General features: G+C 66.7%; 19 protein-coding genes and 1 pseudogene (1 of these 20 running past the window's edge). 4 read left to right on the top strand and 16 right to left on the bottom strand.

All coding sequences use genetic code 11. The features are described from left to right. The 4 genes from Atro_RS03460 to Atro_RS03475 form a co-directional block, all read left to right on the top strand. Positions 1–1,068: the 3' portion of a flagellin N-terminal helical domain-containing protein gene (locus tag Atro_RS03460; protein ID WP_497926448.1), read on the top strand. The gene continues 363 nt to the left of window position 1, outside the view; 1,068 of the gene's 1,431 nt are visible here — the last part of the coding sequence; its start codon lies beyond the left edge, outside the window; its stop codon occupies positions 1,066–1,068. Between the two features lie 147 nt (positions 1,069–1,215). Beyond that, on the top strand, positions 1,216–1,452 hold the full coding sequence (locus Atro_RS03465; RefSeq protein ID WP_131339404.1) for a hypothetical protein: 237 nt from the start codon (positions 1,216–1,218) through the stop codon (positions 1,450–1,452). Positions 1,453–1,657: 205 nt separating this feature from the next. Further along, entirely contained in the window at positions 1,658–2,029 is a 372-nt protein-coding gene (locus tag Atro_RS03470; protein WP_497926449.1) for a flagellar protein FlaG, read from the top strand. A gap of 40 nt (positions 2,030–2,069) precedes the next feature. Beyond that, a complete protein-coding gene (locus Atro_RS03475; RefSeq protein WP_497926216.1) occupies positions 2,070–2,885 on the top strand; it encodes an IS5 family transposase in 816 nt (271 codons plus the stop codon). A gap of 67 nt (positions 2,886–2,952) precedes the next feature. Here Atro_RS03475 and Atro_RS03480 read toward each other — a convergent pair whose 3' ends face one another. The 16 genes and pseudogenes from Atro_RS03480 to Atro_RS03555 form a co-directional block, all read right to left on the bottom strand. Then, complete coding sequence (locus Atro_RS03480) at positions 2,953–4,650, bottom strand: PilZ domain-containing protein (RefSeq protein WP_497926450.1); 1,698 nt, start codon at positions 4,648–4,650, stop codon at positions 2,953–2,955. Positions 4,651–4,728: 78 nt separating this feature from the next. Then, on the bottom strand, positions 4,729–5,424 hold the full coding sequence (locus Atro_RS03485) for an RNA polymerase sigma factor FliA (RefSeq protein ID WP_497926451.1): 696 nt from the start codon (positions 5,422–5,424) through the stop codon (positions 4,729–4,731). A gap of 178 nt (positions 5,425–5,602) precedes the next feature. Next, the gene (locus tag Atro_RS03490) at positions 5,603–6,019 is read right to left on the bottom strand and encodes a flagellar protein FlhE (protein ID WP_497926452.1); all 417 of its coding nucleotides are present in this window, start codon (positions 6,017–6,019) and stop codon (positions 5,603–5,605) included. Then, positions 6,016–6,561, bottom strand: a complete 546-nt coding sequence (locus Atro_RS03495; RefSeq protein ID WP_497926453.1) for a hypothetical protein — start codon at positions 6,559–6,561, stop codon at positions 6,016–6,018. Before Atro_RS03495 ends, Atro_RS03490 begins: the two co-directional genes overlap by 4 nt. Next, positions 6,561–8,822, bottom strand: a complete 2,262-nt coding sequence (gene flhF / locus Atro_RS03500; RefSeq protein ID WP_497926454.1) for a flagellar biosynthesis GTPase FlhF — start codon at positions 8,820–8,822, stop codon at positions 6,561–6,563. The genes Atro_RS03495 and flhF overlap by 1 nt, the downstream gene beginning before the upstream one ends. A gap of 3 nt (positions 8,823–8,825) precedes the next feature. Next, entirely contained in the window at positions 8,826–10,907 is a 2,082-nt protein-coding gene (gene flhA / locus Atro_RS03505) for a flagellar biosynthesis protein FlhA (protein ID WP_497926455.1), read from the bottom strand. Then, positions 10,907–12,076, bottom strand: a complete 1,170-nt coding sequence (gene flhB / locus Atro_RS03510; protein WP_497926456.1) for a flagellar biosynthesis protein FlhB — start codon at positions 12,074–12,076, stop codon at positions 10,907–10,909. Before flhB ends, flhA begins: the two co-directional genes overlap by 1 nt. A gap of 371 nt (positions 12,077–12,447) precedes the next feature. Further along, on the bottom strand, positions 12,448–13,131 hold the full coding sequence (gene cheZ / locus Atro_RS03515; RefSeq protein ID WP_497926457.1) for a protein phosphatase CheZ: 684 nt from the start codon (positions 13,129–13,131) through the stop codon (positions 12,448–12,450). A gap of 22 nt (positions 13,132–13,153) precedes the next feature. After that, a complete protein-coding gene (gene cheY / locus Atro_RS03520; RefSeq protein ID WP_131339421.1) occupies positions 13,154–13,543 on the bottom strand; it encodes a chemotaxis response regulator CheY in 390 nt (129 codons plus the stop codon). A 112-nt stretch (positions 13,544–13,655) separates the two neighbouring features. After that, a complete protein-coding gene (locus Atro_RS03525) occupies positions 13,656–15,383 on the bottom strand; it encodes a methyl-accepting chemotaxis protein (RefSeq protein ID WP_497926458.1) in 1,728 nt (575 codons plus the stop codon). A gap of 232 nt (positions 15,384–15,615) precedes the next feature. Continuing rightward, the gene (locus tag Atro_RS03530) at positions 15,616–17,343 is read right to left on the bottom strand and encodes a methyl-accepting chemotaxis protein (RefSeq protein ID WP_497926459.1); all 1,728 of its coding nucleotides are present in this window, start codon (positions 17,341–17,343) and stop codon (positions 15,616–15,618) included. 36 nt (positions 17,344–17,379) lie between these two features. Then, a complete protein-coding gene (locus tag Atro_RS03535) occupies positions 17,380–18,441 on the bottom strand; it encodes a protein-glutamate methylesterase/protein-glutamine glutaminase (protein WP_497926460.1) in 1,062 nt (353 codons plus the stop codon). A gap of 104 nt (positions 18,442–18,545) precedes the next feature. Continuing rightward, entirely contained in the window at positions 18,546–19,391 is an 846-nt protein-coding gene (locus tag Atro_RS03540; protein ID WP_497927595.1) for a CheR family methyltransferase, read from the bottom strand. A 23-nt stretch (positions 19,392–19,414) separates the two neighbouring features. Next, positions 19,415–21,120: pseudogene (locus Atro_RS03545) on the bottom strand (methyl-accepting chemotaxis protein). Between the two features lie 64 nt (positions 21,121–21,184). After that, complete coding sequence (locus tag Atro_RS03550; RefSeq protein ID WP_497926461.1) at positions 21,185–22,975, bottom strand: methyl-accepting chemotaxis protein; 1,791 nt, start codon at positions 22,973–22,975, stop codon at positions 21,185–21,187. Between the two features lie 58 nt (positions 22,976–23,033). Further along, the gene (locus Atro_RS03555; protein ID WP_497926462.1) at positions 23,034–24,674 is read right to left on the bottom strand and encodes a methyl-accepting chemotaxis protein; all 1,641 of its coding nucleotides are present in this window, start codon (positions 24,672–24,674) and stop codon (positions 23,034–23,036) included. Positions 24,675–24,805 lie beyond the last annotated feature (131 nt).

The raw sequence follows: 24,805 nt of genomic DNA on the forward strand, positions 1-24,805 counted from the left end.
GCCAACGATGGCGAAAGCATCAGCATCAACCTGAAGGAAATCAACAAGACCACCCTGGGTCTGGCCTCCTTCGATGTTACCAATACCCTCAACACCGAGGATCTGGCAGCTACTGCGACGACTGAACTGGCTCCGTCTTCGCGCAATCTGGAAGACTTTAGCTTCACTGACACGGCAGGTGCTGCTACCTGGGCCGTCTATGTAGACGACGCTAACCCGGATCAGCTGTATGTTTCCTCCGATGGTGGTGCTACTGTTGCTGCAGCCACCTATAACACGACAACCAATGCCCTGGAGTTCGACTCCAGCACCGCAGCAGCCCCCGGCGGCACTGTAACTGCTGCTGCTGGCCAGGAAGTCCATGTAGGTAGCGGCGTGGTCATGCAGGCCGACGACATCACTGGCCGCTCCGACGCCAATGTCGCAACCCAGCCGACTCTGCATCTGATGTCCGATGGCAGCTATCACATCAAGCGCGGCGCCAACGACTATGTCACTGCAACCGTTGATTTCGCTGCCGGCACTGTGACCTACGATTCTTCCGCTGCTGCAAACGCCACTACTGATGCCGATGTGGGTTCTGCATTGGATCAGCTCAGCAACCCGGATCCAGCAGTTACCATCGACACCTCCGGCCTGGACACCAGCCTGGTCGGTGACAGCGCCCAAGTCTTCGCCATGGAAGACGGCAGCGGCTATGTGGTCAAGGGTACCGATGCCGACGGCAACGACGTCTACTACGAGGCCGAAGTCGACACCGCTACCGGTGCAGTGACCCTCGGCGACCAGTTGACCGCTGACCCCCTGGCAGCGCTGGACAACGCACTGAAAGAAGTTGACACCCTGCGCTCCGACCTCGGTGCCATCCAGAACCGTTTCGATTCGGCCATCACCAACCTGAAGACCAACGAAACCAACCTGTCCGCCGCCCGTTCGCGCATCGAAGATGCCGACTACGCAGTGGAAGTGGCCAACATGACCAAGGCGCAGATCCTGCAACAGGCCGGCACCTCGGTCCTGGCCCAGGCCAACCAGATCCCGCAGAGCGTTCTGTCCCTGCTGGGTTAATTGGCAATAGCGCCAAGGCGGGTTCTTCGGAACCCGTCCTCCGAAAAAACAACAAAGCGCCTTTTGGCGCTTTGTTGTTTTCAAACGAGTAGAAAAAGGAGGATGGATCTACACATCCGCCAAAGAGCAGCTTGTCGAGCCCCAGCCATGAACACTGCCGACCATCAGCGCCTCATCGACGAGTTGGACATCCTGCTTTCCCAGATAGCAGCTCTGCTACACCGCTTCGAAACCACCGGCTGCAGCGCGACCATGAAAGCCGACTACATCGCCCTGCACGAGTTGCAGGCGCGGGCAATGGAGCAGCGACAGGAACATACACATGCCATAGCCGACGTCCAAAGGCAGATTGCCTTGGCAATAACAAACGTCGAGATACATTGAGCGCTCAGGGGCAAGACCCGCCTCGCCAACAAATGAGGCGTCTTACTCGTCGAAAAGCTCCGCATGTGTGGCCATCCCGGACAAGGACGATCTAGCCGGTCGCACTACTCCGCACACCGCTCCTGCCGCGCCGTCCGGCCTCAAGTTTCCATACCCCCATCCGATAAAGGGTCATGGATCTGTCCGTCTTCCAAGGAGAACCCCCATGAGCTCGCCCCTGAACGATACCGCCCCCCTTTCCAGCTCGCCCCTGGCCAGCCTCACCCCGCGCCAGCGCCTGGAAAACGCCCTGGACGAGCTGCCGCCGGCCGCCGGCAGCGCCGCGGCGCAGGCCGAGGGTGCGCAGCCGGCGCTGGTCGCCCGCGAGGAGCTGGTCGAGCCGGTGCAGCGCATCAACGAGGTGCTGGGCAGCTACGGGGTAGAATTTCATCTGAAGGAACCCGGACCGCGAGTGGTCACCGAGATCGTCGACCGCGAGAGCGGCGAATTGATCCGGCAGATCCCCAGCGAGGAAGTGCTGCGGATCGCCGAAAGCCTTGAACAACTGCGCGGGGTTCTGCTGCGGGAACAAGCCTAGAGCCTGTTATTAACCACTGCTTTGGTTATCGTTTGCAGTTATGCAGACGACAACCCGAAAACCCTACCCCACCGATGTCAGCGATGAGGAGTGGGCCTTCGTGGCGCCCTATCTGGCGCTGATGCCCGAATCCTCCGCCCATCGCGTCCACAGCCTGCGCGAGGTCTTCAATGCCCTGCGCTACATCGTCCGCGGCGGCCTGCTCTGGCGGCAGATGCCGCATGATCTGCCGCCGTGGCAGGTGGTGTATCAGCAGACCCGACGCTGGATCGAGGCCGGCGTCTTCGAGGAACTGCTGCATGATGTGCGCGAGTTGATCCGGGTGGCGGACAAGCGCAAGGCTCAGCCCAGCGCCGTGATCCTCGACAGCCGCACCCTGCAGTCGACGCCGGAAAGCGGCGCACGGGCCGGCTATGACGGGGCCAAACGCCGCAAGGGCTCGAAGGTGCATATGGCCGTGGATACGCTGGGGCAGTTGCTCGCCCTGCGGGTGACGCCCGCCAACGAACAGGACCGCGCCCAGGTGGCCGCCCTCGCCGAGCAGGTGCAGCGGGTGACCGGTGAGGCGGTGGAGGTTGCCTTCGCCGACCAGGGCTACAGCGGCGAGTCGGCGGCCCGGCAGGCAGAGGCGCATGGCATCCAGCTGGAAGTGATCAAGCACACGGAAGCGAAGAAGGGCTTCATCCTGCTGCCCCGGCGCTGGGTGGTCGAGCGCAGCTTCGGCTGGATGGCCCGCTTTCGAAGACTGAGTCGGGATTACGAGCGCCTGGCCTCGACGCTGGCGGGCTTTCACTTCATAGCCTTTGTTTGCCTGATGTTGCCGACTGCTCTCAAGGCCTTGGCAACACTCGGCTGATCAAGAAACGAACGGGTTAATAACAGGCTCTAAGCGCAGTCCAGCCTGGGACTGCGCTTAGAGTTTCTCAGCAGCTCGCCTCAGGCAGGACGATGCCCTCAATGGCGCCCAGAGCGGCCAGCTCGCTCCCCGAAATAGGCGCACTGAGGGTCGCGCCACGCAGGGAGGGCTGATCGGTCAAGCGGACCTGGAGGATGGCACCCTTGCGGTCGAGGCGCTCGACCCAGCCCAGGCCGCCCTCTCTGAATCGCACCAGCGAACCGATCGGGACCAGCCCGAAATGCCGTGCGTAATACTGGCACCAGCGCTTGTCGAGTTGCCCCTCGCGGCCGATCAACTGACGATAGACGCTGCTGATGGTCTGCTCTGTGCGATCCGGGCGGGCCCGTCCCATGGCGTCGATCACATCGACGACGGCGGCGATCCGCGCCAGCTCGCCAAGTTGCTCGGCGCCCAGGCTCCGCGGGTACCCACTGCCGTCGAGACGCTCGTTGATCTCTTCGACGACGCCCCGGATCACCGCCTCGGCCAGCCACTTGCAGCGCACCAGCCGCTCGCGCAGCAGCGGCACATGCTGCGCGAAGGCCGCACGCTGCCCATCGTCGAAGGAGTCGCTGCGCATCAGCGAAGGCGGCAACAGTCCCTTTCCCAGATCGTGGACCAGAGCGCAGGCACAGATGCTCTTGACCAGATCGGGCGGCAGGCCACGACTGCGGGCCAAGTCGCTCAGGCGCGTGGCCACGGCGATGCAATGCTGAATCAGCGGCGGATCGTCCACCAGGCAATTCACCGCGAACAGCACGGCTTCGCGCTCCTCGTTCAGCAAGCCGAGCAGAAAGTCGCAATGCCAGGACAGCTGTGCCGGGTCGATCTCGCTCCCCTGCTGCAACTGCACCAGCAGACCGTTGAGGTACACCGCCAGACGCGCCAGACGCCGGGCCATCGGCGTCGCATAATCCAGCCCGTGCGGACGCTGGGCGCCGGGCGCCGCCTCGCTCGCAGGAACGAACAGCGACGAGGGCATGCGCGAAGGATCGCCCTCCGTGCCGCTGCGGGCGCTTTCCCGCTCGATCTCCCGCACATAGAACCAGAGCCGCCGCTCCTCCGCGGCCCCCAGAGCAGCGAAGGCACAGCCGAAGCGAAGCGTCTGCCAGCCGGCATTGAGCCGACGATGGCGAATCTGGCCACTCAGCTCCAGCTGCTGACCATTGGGAAAGCGCAAACCGAGCCGCTGCAGATCCTGTCCGACCTGCAGATCAGGGGCGGCGCTGGCCGGCAGCTCGACTTGGCAGCCCCCCAGCGACAGGTCCCGCAGGCGCCCGAGGTAGGGACGGTCGCCAGCCCCCATCTGCACCTCCACATCCACTACCATGTGGGCGTTGAGCTTGGCGCGAAAAGTGCTCCGCCGATGCCGAGTCTCCAGCCATTCCGGCCAGGTACAGGCCAGCTGAACGCGGCCCGCTACCGCCAGCCGCTGCCACATGCCCAGCGGCGCGCTGCGCAACTGGGTTCCAGCCACCCACCCGGCAAGCCGCCACGCCTGCCCCGCCTCCAGATGGGAGGCCACGGCGGGTACCGTGGTCAGGTCCAGGATCAGCCGCCTCCCGGCGGCGACCTCCATCAGCAGGACGGGCACGGACGGACTGTCCGGCGCGAGTCCCTCCAGCTGGGCGCCCCCCCGCTCGCACAACTGCTCGAGCAACGCACGACACTCGTCTGGATTGTCGATGCGTGCATAGGCATCGTCGGTCTGTGCCATTTTCATGATCTGCCCGGCGTCCTCCCCTGTCGGCGCCCTGTTCTGATGCTCTTGCGCCGACCGCGACAGGCCGGCATATGACGGCTATCCGGCCAGCCCCTTGCGCAGGCGGGCCACCGCCTGACTGTGTAACTGGCAGACACGCGACTCGCTGACGCCCAGCACGGCGCCAATTTCCTTGAGATTGAGGTCTTCTTGGTAATACAGGCCGAGCACCAGCTTCTCCCGTTCCGGAAGCGCCTCGATGGCCTGCACCAGCCGCTCCATGTCACGCCCCTCGGCCAGCTCGGCGAAGGGCGAGGCATAGTGTCCGACGCTCATCGCGTCCACCTCGTCCTCGCCCAGCTCGTCGATGGCCAGCAGTTGGCTGCCGTTGCTGTCCAGCAGCAACTGCCGGTACTCGGCCAGCTCCAGCCCCATGGCCGCGGCGATCTCGCGCTCCTCGGCGGGCCGGCCGAGGCGCTGCTCGAGCTGACGCAGGGCGTTCTCCAGGGCTCGGGCATTGCGTCGCACGCTGCGCGGCACCCAGTCGCGACTGCGCAGCTCGTCGAGCATCGCGCCGCGGATACGCTGGCTGGCAAAGGTGGCGAAGCTGGCGCCCTGACCGGCGTCGTAGCGCGACAAGGCGTCGAGCAGACCGACCGTGCCGGCCTGGATCAGGTCGTCCAGCTCGACGCTGGGCGGAAGCCTGGTCTGCAGGTTCAGAGCCTGCCGGCGCACCAGCGGCAGATGCTGCTCGAGCAGGTCGCGCTGTCTGATTTTGCCCTGTGCCGTATACATTCCACTGACCTGGAGCTGACGAAAGACGGCCTGTCCCATCCGACTCTGCCGGGGCCGGCCCTGGCCGAACGGAGGCTCTCCGCTCGGCATTCTCGCCTTGCGGAGGAACCCTGAAAGCCCCGAACAGTCGCCGGGGAAACGGGCTATTCCGGGCTTTGCGAACCGGCTGAGCCCCCGCTCAGCGATATTCGACGAGCAGTTCGATTTCCTCGACCTGCTGCGCTTCGGCATGCGGCGCCAGGCGAAAGCGGAACTGCAGCGGCTGCCCGGCATCCAGCCCGGCCAGCGCGGAACTGCGTCCCCGGCTGCGGGGCAGCTCGATGCAGCGCTCCGGATGGCAGAGCCAAGCCCGAACTGCCGCGCCAAGCGGAAGCTCGAAACTCCAGCGCACCCCGGCAAGGCGCCGCTGCCAAGCAAGATCCGGCGGCGGCAGGGGGACGGATGCGCTCTCCCGGCCAGGTACCGCGAGGCGCAAGCCGGGAATCCGTGCCTGCCAGCTGCCCGGCGCGGCCTCCGCAACGGATGCCGGCATGACTGGCAGCAGGCCGAGAAGCCCGCTCAGCACGAACGCCCCGAGTCGGTCGCGCCCGCTCATCCTCCGTGCCCCCTCGGCCGCTCGGCCAGCAGCAGCAACTCGATCTCGAGGAAGGCGCCCGCGGCCTGGCGCAGGTTGTCGAGCAGTCCCGCGTGCGAGGCGAACCCCGGATGCAGCACCAGCAACCGGCTCGGCCCACCGCCCTCGCGCAGGCGGCGCAGGCACTGATAGGCGCGGCGGAAGCTGTCCGGATCACCTTCGACCCAGAGGGCCCAGCGCGGCTGCTGGCAGGCCAAGGTGTGCAGGTGCGGGCTGTCCGCATCCAGGGCGACCAACTGCCAGCGGGCCGGATCGCCGATCCAGGCATGGCCGTTGGCCTGCCATCGCTGCAGGGTCCGGCGCACCCGTTCCAGCCGTTGGCGCTGCGCACCGCTCGGCAGGCCGACCACCATCAGGGTCGGGCGCGGCGCCTCGGGAGAGCCTGAGGACAGCGCGGCGGCGGATAGCTCCCCACCGCCCGCGCCCTGTTGCTCCGCCCAGCGGCGCAGCCCGGCGGCCTGGTCGAGCGGGCCGAAGCCGTCGCCATCCTCCGCAGCGGCCATCAGTGCCCGAACTCGCCGCCAAGTTGGCGAAAGGCATCGCCGGCGACCAATAGATGCAGCAGAGCATCGAGCTGCTGGGCGGGACCGCGCAGACGCCGCCCGCTGCCCAGTCCGGCCAGCCGGGCGCGCAGATCCATCGCCCAGTCCTCGGCGGACCGATCCAGACGGCAGGCGCCGGCAGCCAGCGCGGCGGCCAAGAACAGCCGCAGCTCCGTCTGCGGCGCTCCCTGGACCTCGCCGAGAGCCTGCCAGGCACGCTGGGTCAGCGCCGGCAGATCGTCGCAGGCCAGCAGCAGGCATACCCCGTCGGCCTGTTCGACGAGCGTCCGGCGGCCTGGCTCCGACGACCAAGCCAGCCAGTGCCGCTGGCCGAGCGACTGGCCGCTGTCGCCATCGCGCAGGGTGCCGAACCAGGCCTCGACCGGCCAGGACATCGCGTCTCCGGCGCGCTCGCCGGCAGCACGCAGACTGACCGGCAGATGCTGCAGCTCCAGCCACCGCGGCTGGCCGCGGTGGCGCAGCTGCAGACTGTCATGGGGCTCGGCGACGGCGGCCAGCCGGGCCAAGCTGTGACGCTCGCCCTGGAACTCGACCCGATTACCGGACCTGGCGGCGCCGATCCAGGGGCTGCGCAGCCGCGCCAGCGCGCGTAGGAGTCCACCCTCCGGCACCGCCGGCAGCAGATGGCGGCGCGCCCTGAGACGCTCGAAGGCCCAGTCCAGACGCTGCTCGTGCCCGCTCGGCAGCCGATGGGCCAGCCAGGGACGCATCTGCAGACGCCCCTCCGGGTCCAGGCTCAGCAGCGGCATGCTCCAGGTGGCGCCGGGCACCGGCTTGCCACCGCCCCAGAGCAGTTGCCGCGCGCCGTCCTCATCGGATTCGTCGTCGCACACCTCCAGCAGCCGGGCCAGCCGCTCCCCCTGCACGCTGGCCGGCAGGGCGGCCAGACGCCAGGCGCGTTCTAGCAGGGCGAAGCCGTCCAGCTCGCGGCGCAGCCCTTCGAGCGCGGCCGTCAGGCTGCGGCCACGGCCGACCAGGCCGCGGGACCAGCTGTCGAGGCGCCGCCCGGCGCCGTCAGCCCCGACCTCGGGAACGAACGGCGACGGCTGGCTGACCGCCAGCGCCTGCTGCAGCAACGGCCGGGCCTCGGCTGGCTGCAGGTCTTCCGGCACCTGCTGGCCGTTGGACAGGTAGTTCAGGCGCAGGCCGTGGCGCATCAGGATGTCCAACACCGGGCCGAGCCGCGCAGCCTCGTCGCACTTGCTGACGATGCAGTCGCGCAGCCGGGTGCCGGCGGCCAGGGCGGCACGCTGGTAGGTGCCGACCACCTCCTCCAGGGTGTCGCCATGGCAGGCGGCGTTGAGCAGTAGCATCAAGCTCACCGGCCGCCCGGCGGCGCCGAGCTGGTTGATCTGGGTGAGCAGGCGCCGGTCGCGCTGGCTCATGCCGACCGTGTCGATGATCACCAGACGCTTGCCGGCCAGGCCGGCGAGCAGCGGCTCCAGCGGCGCGACGGCGGCCAGCGTGTGCACCTCGACGTCGAGCAGGCGAGCGTAGATGCGCAGTTGCTCGTGGGCGCCGATGCGGAAGCTGTCGGTGCTGATCAACGCCACCTGGCTGGCACCGTGGCGCATCACGTAGCGCGCCGCGAGCTTGGCAGCAGTGGTGGTCTTGCCCACCCCGGTGGGACCGACCAGGGCGATCACCCCGCCTTCGTCGAGCAGACCAGCCTCGTCCTCGAGCACCGGCAGGCGCACCTCCAACTGGCGCTCCAGCCAGGCCTGCAGGGCGGGTGCCGCGGCGGAGCCGCTGGCCAGCTCGACCGGCAGGCCGGCGAGAACCTCGTCGCTCAGGCAGGGACCGAAACCGGCGCCCAGCAGACGCTGGCGCAGCGGCCCGCGACAGCCGCCGCTCGCCGCCGGAGCCTGTATCTGCCGGTCGAGCAAGGCGCGCATGTCCTGCATCTCGTCGAGCAGACGCTGGCCAAGAGCGGCGAAGTCGACGGCATCCGCTGCCGGCACGGACATGGCTGACCGCCCCGGCGGGGCGACACCGGCCGTCTGTCGATGGTCCACGGGAGCGGTCGGAGATGCGGCAGCGGCGGCCTGGACAGCCTGCTGCTCCTCCTCGGCCAGGGCGAGGATTTCCACGCCTTCGGCGACGGGACGGTTGGACAGGATCAGGGCGTCCTCGCCCAGAAGTTGGCGTACCTGGCGCATGGCCTCGCGGCTGCTGGCCGCGACGAAACGTCTGATGCTCATGGATCATTTCCCTCCGATCAGGCTGGTCACGCGCAGGGCGCGGTCGTCGGGCAACTCCACCAGGGACATCACCACCAGATGGCGCAGGCGCCGGCGCAGGAAGCGCGAGAGCAGCGCGCGCAGCCGGTGCGGCACCACCAGCACCGGCGGTTCGCCATTGGCTTCCTGGCGGGCCAGGGCACTTTCCGTCTGCTGCATCAGGTTGTCGGCCAGGCCCGGCTCCAGGGCACCGTTGTTCACCGCCTGCAGGAGTACCTGCTCCAACTGCAGGTCGAGACCGATGACGTGCAATTCGCTGCGGCTGCCGAACCACTGCTGGGTGATGGCCCGCCCCAGCGCCACGCGCACCAAGGCAGTCAATTCTTGGACATCGCCCGGATGAGCGGCGGCATGCTCGGCCAGAGCATCGAGGATGGTGCGCATGTCACGAATCGACACGTCCTCCTCCAGCAGGGCCTGGAGGATGCGCTGCAGGGTGCTGAGCGGGACCAGCTTGGGCACTACCTCCTCGATCAGAGCCTTGTTCTCCTCGCCGAGCTTATCCAGCAGGCGCTGCACCTCGCTGCGTCCGAGCAGGTCGCCGGCATGCCGGTGCAGCAGGTGGTTGAGGTGGGTGGCGGTGACCGTGCTGGCGTCGACCACCGTATAGCCGTAGATCTGCCCGTGCTCGCGCAGGCTCGTATCGATCCAGGTCGCCGGCAGGTTGAAGGCCGGATCGGTGGTGGCGACGCCCTCCAGGCGACCGCTGACCTGGCCAGGATCGATCGCCAGCCACTTGCCCGGATGGATCTCGCCACGACCAATCTCCACGCCCTTGAGAGTGATCACGTAGGCGTTCGGGCCCAGCTCCAGGTTGTCGCGGATGTGCACCACCGGCGGCAGGAAGCCGATGTCCTGGGCGAACTTCTTGCGCACGCTCTTGATCCGCGCCAGCAGCTCGCCCTGCTGGCGGTTGTCCACCAACGGAATTAGCCGGTGGCCGACTTCCAGGCCCAGGGTATCGACCAGTTGCACATCGTCCCAGCTGGCCTCCGGGGCCTCCATCCTGGCCACAGGCACCTCGTTGACCACTTGTTCGACCAGCCGCTCCTGCTCGCGCCTGCTCAGCCACCAGCCAAGGCCGGCGAGCAGCGCGGTGAACAGCAGGAAAACGAAGTTGGGCATCCCCGGCACCAGGCCGAGCAGGCCGATCACCGCGGCGGCCAGCATCAGCACCTGCGGCCGGCTGAACAGCTGGCCGAGCATCTGCTGGCCGACGTCCTGCTCGGTGTTCACCCGCGAGACGGTGACACCGGCGGCAATGGAGATGACCAGCGCCGGGATCTGCGCCACCAGGCCGTCGCCGATGGTCAGCATGACGTAGGTATGGGCTGCGTCGGCGAAGGCCATGTCGTGCTGCAGCATGCCGATCAGCAGGCCGCCGACGATGTTCACCGCCATGATCACCATGCCGGCCATGGCGTCGCCGCGGACGAACTTGCTGGCACCGTCCATCGAGCCGTAGAACTCGGCTTCCTGGGCCACCTCGCGGCGCCGCTGACGGGCCTCCGCCTCGCCGATCAGGCCGGCGTTCAGGTCGGCGTCGATGGCCATCTGCTTGCCGGGCATGGAGTCGAGGGTGAAGCGCGCGCCCACCTCGGCGATACGTCCGGCGCCCTTGGTGATGACCATGAAGTTGATGATCACCAGGATCAGGAACACCGCCAAGCCCACAGCGAAGTTGCCGCCGACCAGGAACTCGCCGAAGGCCTCGATCACCTTGCCGGCGGCGCCGGTGCCCTGGTGGCCATCCATCAGCACCACGCGGGTGGAGGCGACGTTCAGCGACAGACGCAGCAGGGTGGTGAACAGCAGGATCGCCGGGAAGGCGGCGAAGTCCAGCGGCTTCTCGGTGAGCATGCTTACCAGCAGGACCATGATCGCCAGGGCGATGTTGAAGGTGAAGAACAGGTCGAGGACGAAGGGCGGCAGCGGCAGGATCATCATCGACAGGATGAGGATGATCAGCACCGGCCCGGCCAGCAACTTGAAATCCGCCCGCCCCTGCCAGGAGCCTTGGCCCAGTAGATCGGTCAGTGCTTTCATCAGGTCTGCGATTCCTCGGATTCTTTGTCGCGCCGGATGCGCTCGTCCATGCCTGCCGGCACCGGCAGGTCGCGCGGGGTTTCCGGCATCTCGCCGCCCTCCTCGCGCACCCGCCGCAGGCGGTAGGCCCAGGCCAGCACCTCGGCCACGGCGGTATACAGCTCGACCGGGATTTCATGGTCGAGATCGACGTGGTAGTAGAGCGCCCGCGCCAGCGGCGCGGCCTCCAGCAGCGGCACGCCGTGCTCGCCGCCCAGCTCGCGGATGCGCGCGGCCACCGCGTCGGTGCCTTTGGCGACCACCCGCGGCGCCCCCATCTCTCCGTCCCGGTAGCTGAGCGCGACGGCGAAACGGGTAGGGTTGGTGACGATCACGTCGGCCGTCGGCACCTTGCTCATCATCCGCGAGCGTGCCATGGCCTGCTGCTGCGAGCGGATGCGCCCCTTGACGTGGGGATCGCCCTCCGACTCCTTGTGTTCCTGGCGCAGGTCCTCCTTGCTCATGCGCAGCTTCTTTGCGTGGCTCCACAGCTGGTAGGGCACGTCCAGGGCGATCACCAGGATCAGCGCCAGCACGATCATCCCGCAGGACAGGGCGATCAGACGCATAGCATCGGCCAGCGCCTGGTGGATCGGCATGCCGGACAGCGCCATCAGCTCGCCGCTGTATTTCCTCAGGAAAAACACCGCCACCCAGCCGACCAGGACGGTCTTGGCGATCGCCTTGCCGAGCTCGGCCAGTGCCTGGGTCGAGAAGATCCGCTTGAGGCCCTTGAGCGGATTGAGTCGCGCCAGCTGCGGCTGCAGCGCCTTGGCCGAAACCAGCAGACCGCCGAGCAGCGAGGGCGCGACCAAGGCCATCACCGCCATCAGCAGGAACAGCGGCAGCAGCGCGAACAACGTGCTCTCGCCGAGCTCCCAGAAACGCGCCAGCATGCGGGCCGTATCGAAGGCCTGGGTGCGCTCGAACAGCAGGGCCTGCTCCATGACCTGGGCCAGCCGCTCACGGAGCACCCCGCCCATCCCCCAAAGCGCCGCCACACCGCTCAGCAGCAGCAGAAAGGTGGTCAGCTCGCGCGAACGGGCGACCTGTCCCTCTTCCCGGGCTTTTTCCAGGCGTCGCGGACTCGCCGCTTCGGTCTTTTCCTGATCGCTGCTCTCGTCAGCCATGGCCCACCGGTGCGCCGCTGGCGACTCGTGCAGATGAACGGCGGCCATTCTGCATGGCCGTACCGAAAGGCCATCACCCGAACAGCACAACGAATTCCGTGCTTATGTCGCGATTGGCACAGGCAATCAAACCCATCGCCGAACCCACGCTGGTCGGTAAGCTGGGAAACGGCCGCCGAAGGCCTTTCCCACCGTGATCGCCGCGGTGGAAAATCGCTGCGCGAATTTTCCACGGGGTGGCCATCCATCCTACGGAACCGAAGCCAAGACATCGAGAACGAGCTCGCTCCTGCAAGGCGCGTCCGGCCTGTAGGAGCGAGGGGGAGCCCAGTCCCTGTTCGCGATGAGTCGAAGGTTGGAGGCAGCGCTCCTCAGAAGCCGAGCTGCGCGAGCAGATCGTCGACCTGATCCTGGTTGGCCACCGCATCGCCCGGAGTGGGCTTGATCTGCGGCCCGTTGAGCAGCTTCTTGTGATCGTCGACCGGCTCCCACTCGGCCTCGGCCAGGCGTTTCAGGACCGCCTGCTCGTCGCCGTCGGGCACGCTGTCGATCAGCACCTGGACCAGTTGGTGCTCGATCTCCTGGATCACTTCCATCATCTTCTTGATGACCTGGCCGGTCAGGTCCTGGAAGTCCTGGGCCATCAGGATTTCCAGCAGCTGGCTCTGGGTGGCCTGGGTCAGCTGCGGCACGGCAGCCAGATAGGCACGGGTGTCGGTGACCAGCGCCTTGGCCTGATCCAGCTCCAGCGGATCGGCGAACCAGGCCTGCCAGCGCTCGTCCAGCGCCTTCGCCCCCTCAGCCAGTTCGTCTTGGATCGGCTGGGCGCGATCGACGGCGTTGAGCGCCCGGTCGGCAGCCTGCTCGGTCATCGCGGCGATATAGCCGAGACGGTCGCGCGCATCCGGGATCGCCTGGGCCGCCTTCTCGATCTCCTTGTCCAGCCCCAGTTCGCGCATGCTGTCGCGCAACATCCGGGTCAGCTGACCGATACGTTGGATCAAATCCTCGGGGTTGGCGCTGCAACCCGCCCCGTTCAGCTCGTTGGCGCTCATGGACCTGCCTCCTCCCCCGAGTTCATTTACCCAGTTTTTCGAAGATCTTGTTCAGTTTTTCCTCCAGGGTCGCGGCGGTGAAAGGCTTGACCACATAGCCATTGGCGCCTGCCTGCGCCGCGGCGATGATGTTCTCCTTCTTCGCCTCGGCAGTCACCATCAGCACCGGCAGGTGCTTGAGCCCGTCGTCGGAGCGGATCTGCTTGAGCATCTCCAGACCGTCCAGATTGGGCATGTTCCAGTCCGACACCACGAACTCGAAACCGCCCCCGCGCAGCTTGTTCAGCGCGTCCTGGCCGTCCTCGGCCTCCTCCACGTTGTTGAAGCCCAGTTCCTTGAGCAGACTGCGGACGATCCGGCGCATGGTCGGAAAGTCGTCCACCACCAGGATGCTCATGTTCTTGTCGGTCATTTATGGTCCCCTCGCAATCAAGGGCGGGCAGTTCGTCGACACCCGCCGTGGCATGCAAAACGGGGCACGGAAAGCGCCCCTTCGTCATCGACCTGTCGGGCGGTCGCCCCACTCAAAACTCTTCCCACTGCTCCTCGGCGACGGCCGCAACCGGCCTGGCGCGCTCCTTCGCCGCTGCCGGCCTGTGCTGCTCCGCTCGGCGAGCCTGCACCGCCGGCGCCCCGGCACTCCGCTCCAGCCGGGTCTCCTGCGGCTGTGCACGCTGTTGCTCCGCGCTCAGCCGGAACACCGCCACCGCCTCCTCCAGATGCCGCGCCTGCTCGGCCAGCGAGGACGACGCCGCCGACGCCTCCTGCACCAGCGCCGCGTTCTGCTGCGTCACCTCGTCCATCTGCGCGATCGCCGTGTTCACCTGCCCGATCCCCTCGCTCTGCTCGTGCGAGGCCGCCGAGATCTCGTCGATGATGTCGGTCACCCGGTGCACCGCCTTCACCACCTCCTCCATGGTCCGGCCCGCCTGCTCGACCAGCTGCGAACCGTCGCCGACCCGCTTGGTCGAGGCCTCGATCAGCGCCTTGATCTCCCGCGCCGCCTCCGCCGAACGACCCGCCAGGTTGCGCACCTCGCCGGCCACCACCGCGAAGCCGCGGCCCTGCTCGCCGGCACGCGCCGCCTCCACCGAGGCGTTCAGGGCGAGAATGTTGGTCTGAAAGGCGATCGAGTCGATCACCCCGACGATCTGCGCGATCTGCTGCGAGCTGTCGCTGATCTCGCGCATCGTCTCCACCACCCGGCCGACCACTTCGCGGCCCTGCCCGGCGGTGCCCGACGCGTCGTTGGCCAGCGCGCTGGCCTGGCGGGCGTTGTCGGCGTTCTGCTTCACCGTCGCGGTCAACTGCTCCATGCTCGCCGCGGTTTCCTCCAGCGAGGCCGCCTGCTGCTCGGTGCGCGAGGACAGGTCGGCGTTGCCGCTGGCGATCTGCTGCGCGCCGACCAGGATCGAGCCGCTGCCGGCGCGCACGCTGCCGACGATCCGCACCAGGCTCTCCTGCATCTCGCGCATGGCCGCCTGCAGCTGGCCGATCTCGTTGCCCGAGGTCACCGGGATCGGCTGCGACAGGTCGGCCCGCGCCAGACGCTGCACGTATCCCACCGCCTCGGTCACCGGGCGGACCACGAAGCCCATCAGCATCGCCCGCAGGGCCAGCATCAGGAACAGGGCGAAGGCCAGGGAGATGCCGCCGATGACGGCGAAGGTCATCAGGCTGGAGTGATAGTCGGCCAACTGACGCTCACCATGGGCCTCGAGGTAGGCCATGGTGTCCGCTATGTCCTTAGCGATCTGCGGACCGCTCTTGAACATCATGTCGTTTTCGAGGTGGTCGTAAGCCGTGGTGTCGAGTTTTGCCCAGGCCTGCAGTTGCTGATCGAGGCTCTCCAGCGACTCGGCCAGGCTCACGGCAGCCTTCTCGAGCAGCTTGCGCCCGTCTTCCTTGGCGAACGACGGCATAGCCTGTAAGTCCGCCAGGGTCTTGCCGGCGTCGGTGATCAGCTCGTGGAGCTCGGCCTGCTGCTTCTGCCGCTCCGCAAGCGCGACCTGGGCGACCAGGTTCATCTTGCCGTAGGCCTCCAGACGCGCGAAGGCCTTCAGGCGCAGCATGTCGGCCTGACGCAACAGATCGATCCGGGTCGCGGTTCGGGTGCGGTCCACGAGGGCCTGGTCACCCAGCTTGGTCCCCCCGTACCCCAGTCCGGCGACTATGGCCAGCAACAATGCAAAACAGCCAAGGGTAGCGGTGACCACCGCCTTTATACTCAAACCACGCAAGAAACCCACCATCAATATCTCCTCATTGGCTGCCGGTACAGCCTTGCAATCGGGGCCGCTACGCCCGCCCGGGGCGACTGCCTTCTTAAAACTTAAAATTTTGCTTGCAAGCGACACATCTCATTGGCATCAGGATCATCTCCTGCGGCCCGGCTGACACCCGTGCGTACCAGCCTGCTAGAGCCGTGGCCGGAGCCTGTGCCCCGGCACGATTCGTTCATGCCCGGCCTGCCAGGCACCTCAATCAGAATTCCTCCCATTGCTCCTCGGCGACGGCCGCAACCGGCCTGGCGCGCTCCTTCGCCGCTGCCGGCCTGTGCTGCTCCGCTCGGCGAGCCTGCACCGCCGGCGCTCCGGCACTCCGCTCCAGCCGGCTCTCCTGCGGCTGCGCACGCTGCTGCTCCGCACTCAGCCGGAACACCGCCACCGCCTCCTCCAGATGCCGCGCCTGCTCGGCCAGCGAGGACGACGCCGCCGACGCCTCCTGCACCAGCGCCGCGTTCTGCTGCGTCACCTCGTCCATCTGCGCGATCGCCGTGTTCACCTGCCCGATCCCCTCGCTCTGCTCGTGCGAGGCCGCCGAGATCTCGTCGATGATGTCGGTCACCCGGTGCACCGCCTTCACCACCTCCTCCATGGTCCGGCCCGCCTGCTCGACCAGCTGCGAACCGTCGCCGACCCGCTTGGTCGAGGCCTCGATCAGCGCCTTGATCTCCCGCGCCGCCTCCGCCGAACGACCCGCCAGGTTGCGCACCTCGCCGGCCACCACCGCGAAGCCGCGGCCCTGCTCGCCGGCACGCGCCGCCTCCACCGAGGCGTTCAGGGCGAGAATGTTGGTCTGAAAGGCGATCGAGTCGATCACCCCGACGATCTGCGCGATCTGCTGCGAGCTGTCGCTGATCTCGCGCATCGTCTCCACCACCCGGCCGACCACTTCGCGGCCCTGCCCGGCGGTGCCCGACGCGTCGTTGGCCAGCGCGCTGGCCTGGCGGGCGTTGTCGGCGTTCTGCTTCACCGTCGCGGTCAACTGCTCCATGCTCGCCGCGGTTTCCTCCAGCGAGGCCGCCTGCTGCTCGGTGCGCGAGGACAGGTCGGCGTTGCCGCTGGCGATCTGCTGCGCGCCGACCAGGATCGAGCCGCTGCCGGCGCGCACGCTGCCGACGATCCGCACCAGGCTCTCCTGCATCTCGCGCATGGCCGCCTGCAGCTGGCCGATCTCGTTGCCCGAGGTCACCGGGATCGGCTGCGACAGGTCGGCCCGCGCCAGACGCTGCACGTATCCCACCGCCTCGGTCACCGGGCGGACCACGAAGCCCATCAGCATCGCCCGCAGGGCCAGCATCAGGAACAGGGCGACGATCAGCGCGAGCCCACCGAGGGTGGCGGAAATCACGATCTCGTCGCGACGTTCGGTCTTTTGCCGATCGTCCTCGATGGCAAGATAGGCCGTGATATCCGCCACGGCCTTGAAGGTCTTTGGCGCCAGCCGCTCCGTCATGTCTATTTCGAGCCGGTTGAAGGTCGCGCCATCCCCCGCGCTCCAGGCTTCCAGCAGCCGTTCGCTTCCCGCCAGAGACTCGTTGAGGCTCGCAATCGCCAGTCCGAACAGTTCGCGCCCCCTCTCCTCGGCGAACGGAGGCATGGCCTCGAGGTCCGCCAGCGTCTTGCGCCCCCCATCGATCCATTTCTGGGTCGCCGCCCGATACTGCTCCCTGACCGAATCGTCGATTTGCGCACTGGCGGCGAGCTTGCCGCCGAGCAGCAGGCGCGTGAAGGATTTCAGTCGAAACAGATCGGTCTGGAGCACCAGATTGAAACGTGTGGCGGTCAGCGCCCGCTCTTCGAACGCCTGGTTGGCACCATGGGTACTGAAGTAACCCAGCGCGGCGACGATACCGATCAGGAAGGCAAAACAGGCCAGCGTGGTGGTGACGATCGCCCTGATACTCAGGCTACGCAAGAAACCCAACATGCAATTCTCCTTGGCGACTACGAAACGGTCGAAAGATCAAACCCGCTGTGCCCGCCCGGAAGCGGCCACCTGCTTGAGAATCCGCTCGGCCATGTAGTCGAGCGATACCACCTCGCATGCTCCGCCGAGGGCGATACCCTCCCGCGGCATGCCGAACACGACGCAACTGGCCTCGTCCTGGGCGAAGGTGAAGGCGCCGGCCTGGCGCATCTCCAGGAGCCCACGCGCGCCGTCCTTGCCCATCCCGGTGAGGAGCACGCCAATGGCGTTGCGTCCGGCGTTCTCCGCCGCGGAGCGGAACAGTACGTCGACCGACGGGCGATGGCGGTTGACCGGCGGGCCGTCGTCCAGCCGCGCGACATAGTTAGCGCCGCTGCGTGCCAGCTTGAGGTGGGCGGTTCCCGGCGCGATGTAGGCGTGCCCGGGCAGAATGCGCTCGCCGTCCTCGGCCTCCTTGACGGCGATGTTGCAGAGGCGGTCCAGACGCTCGGCGAAGGAGCGGGTGAAGCCGCCCGGCATGTGCTGGGCGATGAGGATGGCCGGACTGTTGGCCGGCAGCGGCTCGAGCACGGCGCGGATCGCCTCGGTGCCGCCGGTGGAGGCGCCGATGATCACCAGCTTTTCACTGGAGAGGATCGGCGCCTGCAGCGCCTTCGGCCGCGGAGCGCCGGTCGAGGGTGCCTGGCGCGGACGCGAGCGGGCGGCAGCGCGGATCTTCTCGGCGATCAGCTCGCTGTAGTCGAGCATGCCGTGGCGGATGCCCATCTGCGGCTTGGCGATGAAGTCCAGGGCACCCAGTTCCAGAGCACGCAGGGTGACCTCCGAACCGGCCTGGGTCAGGGACGACACCATCAGCACCGGCATGGGCCGCAGACGCATCAGCCGCTCGAGAAAATCCAGACCGTCCATGCGCGGCATTTCGACGTCGAGGGTGAGTACGTCCGGATTGTGTAGCTTGATCAGGTCGCGGGCGGCCAGGGGATCGGCAGCGACGGCCACCACTTCCATGTCCGGTTGCGAATTGATGATTTCGCTCAAGAGGTCGCGTATCAGCGCCGAATCGTCGACGCACAACACTCGGATCTTGGGACTGCCCATGACGGATCTCCTTTTCAAAGGCCCAGCCAGTCGCCAGCCCAGCCCGGTAACGGGCTGGGCTGGCCGTTCGGCCTGCATGTTTTCGGTATATCGGTTGATTGACGTCAAACTTTAGGCTTGTGAGCGAGGGTGTAGACGGTGTGCCCGCGCAGCCTGAAGTCGTCGCAGAGGTAGGTGAAGTTTTCCGAATGACCGGTGAACAGCAGGCCATCGTCCTTGAGATAGGAAACGAAGCGCTTGAGGATGCGCGCCTGGCTCGGCTTGTCGAAGTAGATCATGATGTTCCGGCAGAAGATCGCATCGAACGGACCGCTCAGGTCCCAGCGCGGCGCATGCAGGTTGATCTGCCGGAAATCGACCATGCTCGTCAGTTCCGGGCGCACCCGGGCCAGCCCCTCCCGGCCGCCGCTGCCCTTGAGAAAGAAGCGCTTGACCCGCTGCTCGTCGAGTTCGAGGACCTGCTTGAGCGGATACACGCCGGTCCGCGCCTTGGCCAGCGCGTCGCTGTCGATATCGCTGGCGACGATCCGCGCCTGGCTGGCCAGCTGCGGACCGAGCGCCTCGATCAGGGTCATGGCGATCGAGTACGGCTCCTCGCCGGTGGAGGCCGCGGCGCACCAGATCCGCACCGGCTCGCGGCGGCCGGCCACATGCTCGGCGAGCAGCGGGAAATGGTGCGGCTCGCGGAAGAAGGCCGTCAGGTTGGTGGTCAGCGCATTGGTGAAGGCCTCCCATTCCCGCGCCGCGGGCTGTCGGGCCAGGCGCTCCAGGTACTCCGAGAAGTGGCTGATGCCGTGCAGCCGCAGGCGCTTGGCCAGACGGCCGTAGACCATCTCGCGCTTGTTGGCGGCCAGCACGATGCCCGCACGCTGATAGATCAACTGACAGATGCGCTCGAAATCGACATCGGTCAGTACAAGATCGCGCCCCAGCGGATCGCCCAAGGGCAGCGGCTCGGGGTTTTGTGGAACGCTCAAGATCTTTCCCGCTCCTGACCCCTGGCACGCCATTGGACGCCTTGCCGCTCCGCGCCACCATGCCCGCCTTCCGAAAGCCGCGGAGAAAGCTTTCCGCCATCGGAGAGCGAACCGACCCCAGCTACCCGGAACACGGAAATCGCACGCTGTACCTCGGTCGCCTGACGCTCCAGGTAAGCGGCTTGCTGAGCCACCGACTCCACCAGGCGAACGTTGTGCTGGGTCACCTCGTCCATCTGCGCGACGGCCTGGCTGGCCTGGCCGATGCCGCTGTTCTGCTCGGCGGAGGCGGCGGCGATCTCCTCCATGATGTCGTTGACCCGGGCGACCGCCGTCACCACGCCCTCGATGGTCTGCTCGGCATGCCGCACCAGATGCTCGCCCTCGGTGATCTGTCGCGACGAGTTGTCGATCAGGCTGCGGATTTCCTTGGCGGCCGCCGCCGAGCGACTGGCGAGGTTGCGCACCTCACCGGCCACCACTGCGAAGCCACGGCCCTGCTCGCCGGCGCGCGCCGCCTCCACCGAGGCGTTCAGCGCCAAGATGTTGGTCTGAAAGGCGATCGAATCGATCACGTTGATGATTTCGGTCATCTTCTGCGAGGTCGTGGTGATCACCCCCATGGTATTCACCATTTTCCCCATCACCTGGCCGCTCTCGCGCACAGCCCCGTGGCCTCCTGAGCCAATTGGCTGGCCTGGCGGGCGTTGGCGGAATTCTGCTCCACGGTGGCGGCAAGTTGCTCCATGCCGGCGGCGGTTTGCTGCAGGGAGGCCGCCTGCTGTTCGGTGCGGGCATGCAGCGCCAGGTTGTCCCTGGCGATCGTCTGGGCGGAATTGGTGAAGGTGTCGATGCTGCCGTTCACATCTGCCGAGATGCTCACCAGACTCTTGCGCATGGTTTCCAGCATCCGTGTCATCTGACCCATTTCGCCGTTGCCGTAGTCGGGCATGCGCACCATGAGATTGCCGGCGGCCAACTGGGCAATGAAGGCGATGGAGGCCTGTAGCGGGCGATCCAGGGTGCGGACGGTCGAGCGCGCCAGCACGATCAGCCAGATCATTCCCAAGGCGACCAGCCCCAGTTGGATCTGCAGCAGCAGTTCGGCCAGTTCCTTGTCTCCGCTCTGCAGGCCGAAATAGCCGAGCATGCCGCTGGCCAGCAGCAGCATCCCGCCGGTCGAGACGATCAGCTCCAGCTGCATGGACAGGGAGCCCAGTTGCAGACGCTCGAGAAAACCGCGCCAGCCACGCCGCACCAGTGTCCCGCGCAGCAGCCCCAGATGCTTGCCGCGCCCCTCGCAAATGCTCCGATAGGCCCGCTCGGCGGTGTCGATTTCCTTGCGCGAAACCTTGACACGCACCGAGGTATAGCCGACCAGCTGCTCGCCCTCGTAATAGGGCGTGACATTGGCGCGGACCCAGTAATAGTCACCGTTCTTACGGCGGTTCTTGACGATGCCGTTCCAGCCCACTCCCTTGCGGACGGTTTCCCAGAGATTGGCGAAGGCCACCGGCGGCATATCCGGATGGCGGACGAGATTGTGTGGAGCCCCCATCAGCTCCTCGTAGGTGAACCCGCTGATCTTGATGAACGCGGGATTGGCATAGGTGATCCGCCCCTCGAGATCGGTCCGCGAAATCAGGAAGTCGTCCTCCAGCAGCTCGTACTCGCGTTGGGTAACGGGCCGATTGTTGCGCATGCGAATTTTTCCTTCGTATCACGAAGTGGTGGGCGGTCCGTTGCCGCCCACTCATGGGTTGCGTTCAGAACGTCTGCCAGTCATCGCCGGCCTCGGAAGAGGTCCGACCTTGCTGCAAGGCGACCGGCAGTTCCCGCTGCGTCAATTCACGCGCGGCATTCTCGTATTGGCGTTGCGCCCAGGAGGCGTCGAGCTCCCGGGATGTGGAAAGATCCGTCTCACAGGCCGTGTTGATGAGAAATCCATTCACCGCCTCGCGCAGGCGACGGGCTTCGCCGACCAGCTCGTCGGCCGCCTGGTTGGTCTCCTTGACCAGATTGGCGTTCTGCTGGGTCACGGCATCCATCTCCAGCACCGCCTTGTCGACCAGGGCGATGCCGTTGCTCTGCTCGCGGGACGCGGCAGAGATCTCGTCCATAATATCGGCCACCTTCTGCACCGACTCGACGATCTCCTGCATGGCGGTGCCGGCCTGGGCGACCAGCTTGCTGCCGGCATCGACCTGATCGACCGAGGCGGTGATCAGGTCGCGGATTTCTTTCGAGGCCTGTGCGCTGCGACTGGCCAGGTTACGCACTTCGCCGGCCACCACCGCGAAGCCGCGGCCCTGCTCGCCGGCACGCGCCGCCTCCACCGAGGCGTTCAGCGCCAGGATGTTGGTCTGGAAGGCGATCGAGTCGATCAGCTTGATGATCTCCGCCACCTTGTGCGAGCTGTCGCTGATTCCGCCCATGGTGCTGACCACCTGGTCGACCAGGGCACCGCCGCGCCTGGCCACCTCGGCGGCGCTATCGGCCAAGGCGTTTGCCTGCTGGGCGTTGTCGGCGTTCTGGCTGACCGTGGAGGTCAACTGCTCCATGCTCGAGGCGGTGTTCTCCAGCGAAGCGGACTGCTGCACCGTGCGCGTCGAGAGGCTGCGGCTGCCTTCGGCGATCACCTGAGCGCCTTCGTGAATCAGGCGGCTGCTCTGGCGCACGGTGCCCACGGTCCGCGCCAGACGCTGCTGGATATCGGCCAAGGCCGCGAACAGCTTGCCGATCTCGTTGGTGCTGTGCACTTCGATGTGGCCGGCCAGGTCGCCGGAGGCGATCTGCTCGCAGTGCTCTACCACCCGCTGCAGTGGACGGAGCACGTTGGCGGTGACCCCCCAGAGCACGACGGCGACGGTCAGCACGGAGACGAACAGGGCCGCGTAGATGGCCCATTCGATCGCCGTCTCGACCCAGACGAACTCGCTCTGCGGGATGGGCCGGTCGCTGGCTAGCGCCTGCCCTAGCTTCTCCAGATCATGCAGGAAAGGCATGCTGTCCATCTTGACGGCGTTACCATGATGGGCCGCGATCGCCGGATTGCGCTTGACCAGCTCCTGCATCTGCGGACGCAGCCCGTTATCGAGCAGGCTGGCGAAGCGCTTGCGCACTGTCTGCACCTGTTCGGCATGCTCGGTAGCCCACGGCTGAGCGACGAAGCGCTCCAGGTCGGTCTGCAGGCTTTTCAATCCGCCTTCCAGAGCGGCCCTGTCCACCTGATAGGTCAGCGCCGCCACGGCCACGTCATTGCCGGACTGCGCCGCGCCGCTCGCCTGCTCGCGCTGCACAGCTTGGCCCAGCCGGGTCTGCTCGTCGCCCAGCCGCTGGAGCAGCTCTTGCAGGCGGAGGGCGATGCCCTGCAAGGCAACGATCTGCCGGAGATCCTCCTGCTGCTGACGGTTGAACTCGACCAATTGGCGCTGATTGTGCTCGGCATGATGGACCGCATAGAGGCCCAGCACGCCCAGACCCGCCACCACCACGCTGAAAAACGCCAGCACCAGCATCCAGCTGAGGCGTACCGTCATGTTGTCCAGTAGTTTCAACTCGTTCTTCCTTTGCGGTTGCCCGCTGCAAGTGTTTCGTCCAGACGATCGGTTACGCTCAGCCCCAGGCCTGCTCGGGTTGCGCCGGCTCGTGCTCATGGCGCTGGCGCCGGTCGGAGGCTTGCGCCTTGCCGCGAGCCCCGGCTTGCCGGCCGTCGAGGACGAAGCGCACCACGTGCCGGTTGAGCTGGACACTCTGGCGAGTCAGGCGCTGTGCGGCCTGGGTGCTGTCCTGAACCATGCCGGCATTGCGCTGGGTCATCTGGTCCATCTGCGCTACGGCCAGGTTGACCTGCTCGATGCCGTTGCTCTGCTCGGCGGAAGCCGAGGAAATCTCGCTGATCAGCGTATTGAGCTGGGTGATGTCGGTGACCATGCCGCGAATGAGTTCGCCGGTCTGGCGCACTTGCCGGTTGCCTGCCTGCACCTGGGTGTCGGCCCCATCGATCAGCCCCTTGATCTCGCGCGCCGCTTCGGCGCTGCGGCTGGCGAGATTGCGCACCTCGCCGGCCACCACCGCGAAGCCGCGGCCCTGCTCGCCAGCGCGCGCCGCTTCCACCGAAGCGTTCAGCGCCAGGATGTTGGTCTGGAAGGCGATCGAGTCGATGGTGTCGACGATCCCGGACATGCGGTTGGCGCTGACCTGGATAGCGGCCATGATTTCCACCACCGACTCCATGGCCGCACCGCCCTTGTGCGCACTCTCCGCGCAGTTCCCCGCCAGGCTGCTGGCCCGGCCGGCGTGCTCGGCGTTCTGGCGAACGGTGGCGGTCAGCTGCTCCATGGTCGAGGCCGTTTCGGCCAGGGCCGCCGCCTGCTGCTCGGTCCGCGCGGCCAGCTCGGCATTGCCGGCACCGATTGCCTCGGCCTCGTCCTCGATCTGGCGGGCGCTGTCGCCGATGTCGCCGATGATCCTGGCGAGCGCCTCGCGCATGCGGTTCATGCTGGCCAGCACGCTGTCGCTGTCGCCGGCGCGCAGCACCGGCGTCCTGCTGAGATCGCCGTCGGCAATGTGGCCCACGACCCGGACCGCATAGCGCGGATCGCCGCCGAGGCTGCGCATCAGGTCGCGGATGACCCAGCCCATCAGCAGCGAGACCGCGGCACCGGCGAACAGCAGGCCGAACACCGACTGGATCAGGCGCTGGACGAACATCTGGTTGATGTCGGCAATGTAGATTCCGCTTCCCACATACCAGCCCCAGGGCTCGAAGCTACGGATCAGCGAGCGCTTGCTCTCCAGCTCACCGGTACCGCCGTGGCGCCAGCGGTAGTCGAAGAACGCATGGCCCTGCCCCCGGTCTGCCGCCTCGGCGAACTCGACGAACAGGTTGCGCCCGTCGGCATCCTTGAACTCCGCCAGCGAGCTGCCTGCCTCGAGGGTCGGATGGGTGATGTTGCGCGAGTCGCCATCGAACACGAAGAAATAGCCGCGCCCATCGTCATAGCGCATGCTCTTGACCAGTCCGGCCGCACGGGCCTGGCCCTCATCGCGGCTCATGAGGCCACGGTCAACCTGCGCAGCGACATCCCCAAGCACCGACAGCGCGATCTCGAGCTGGCTTTCGACCTTGGCACTGCGCTCGTCGAACATCATGCCACGCATGATCCAGACCGCCAGGATCATCAGTGCCAGCATCGCCAGCCAGGCCGCGGCCAGGGTGCCCCAGAGCTTCTGACTCGTCGTCGGATTGCCCATTCATCTCTCCTTGTGCTGTTTTCTTATGATTATCGAGTTTCGAGATGCTGCCACTGGCCCCACTGCCAAGGGGCCTTTCCCACTCTATCGGCAAGCAGCAGTCGGACTTGAGATGAGGCCGGCATCGACTT

The organism is Azotobacter tropicalis (genome assembly GCF_059739045.1).

What these genes read in the sequence shown, in the direction of transcription:
- Atro_RS03530 (WP_497926459.1), bottom strand. Translation starts at nt 17,343, where the DNA reads ATGTTGGGTTTCTTGCGTAGCCTGAGTATCAGGGCGATCGTCACCACC.
- Atro_RS03465 (WP_131339404.1), top strand. Translation starts at nt 1,216, where the DNA reads ATGAACACTGCCGACCATCAGCGCCTCATCGACGAGTTGGACATCCTG.
- Atro_RS03475 (WP_497926216.1), top strand. Translation starts at nt 2,070, where the DNA reads ATGCAGACGACAACCCGAAAACCCTACCCCACCGATGTCAGCGATGAG.
- Atro_RS03480 (WP_497926450.1), bottom strand. Translation starts at nt 4,650, where the DNA reads ATGAAAATGGCACAGACCGACGATGCCTATGCACGCATCGACAATCCA.
- cheZ (WP_497926457.1), bottom strand. Translation starts at nt 13,131, where the DNA reads ATGAGCGCCAACGAGCTGAACGGGGCGGGTTGCAGCGCCAACCCCGAG.
- Atro_RS03495 (WP_497926453.1), bottom strand. Translation starts at nt 6,561, where the DNA reads ATGGCCGCTGCGGAGGATGGCGACGGCTTCGGCCCGCTCGACCAGGCC.
- Atro_RS03555 (WP_497926462.1), bottom strand. Translation starts at nt 24,674, where the DNA reads ATGGGCAATCCGACGACGAGTCAGAAGCTCTGGGGCACCCTGGCCGCG.
- Atro_RS03535 (WP_497926460.1), bottom strand. Translation starts at nt 18,441, where the DNA reads ATGGGCAGTCCCAAGATCCGAGTGTTGTGCGTCGACGATTCGGCGCTG.
- flhB (WP_497926456.1), bottom strand. Translation starts at nt 12,076, where the DNA reads ATGGCTGACGAGAGCAGCGATCAGGAAAAGACCGAAGCGGCGAGTCCG.
- cheY (WP_131339421.1), bottom strand. Translation starts at nt 13,543, where the DNA reads ATGACCGACAAGAACATGAGCATCCTGGTGGTGGACGACTTTCCGACC.
- flhF (WP_497926454.1), bottom strand. Translation starts at nt 8,822, where the DNA reads ATGAGCATCAGACGTTTCGTCGCGGCCAGCAGCCGCGAGGCCATGCGC.
- Atro_RS03490 (WP_497926452.1), bottom strand. Translation starts at nt 6,019, where the DNA reads ATGAGCGGGCGCGACCGACTCGGGGCGTTCGTGCTGAGCGGGCTTCTC.
- Atro_RS03485 (WP_497926451.1), bottom strand. Translation starts at nt 5,424, where the DNA reads ATGTATACGGCACAGGGCAAAATCAGACAGCGCGACCTGCTCGAGCAG.
- flhA (WP_497926455.1), bottom strand. Translation starts at nt 10,907, where the DNA reads ATGAAAGCACTGACCGATCTACTGGGCCAAGGCTCCTGGCAGGGGCGG.
- Atro_RS03470 (WP_497926449.1), top strand. Translation starts at nt 1,658, where the DNA reads ATGAGCTCGCCCCTGAACGATACCGCCCCCCTTTCCAGCTCGCCCCTG.
- Atro_RS03525 (WP_497926458.1), bottom strand. Translation starts at nt 15,383, where the DNA reads ATGGTGGGTTTCTTGCGTGGTTTGAGTATAAAGGCGGTGGTCACCGCT.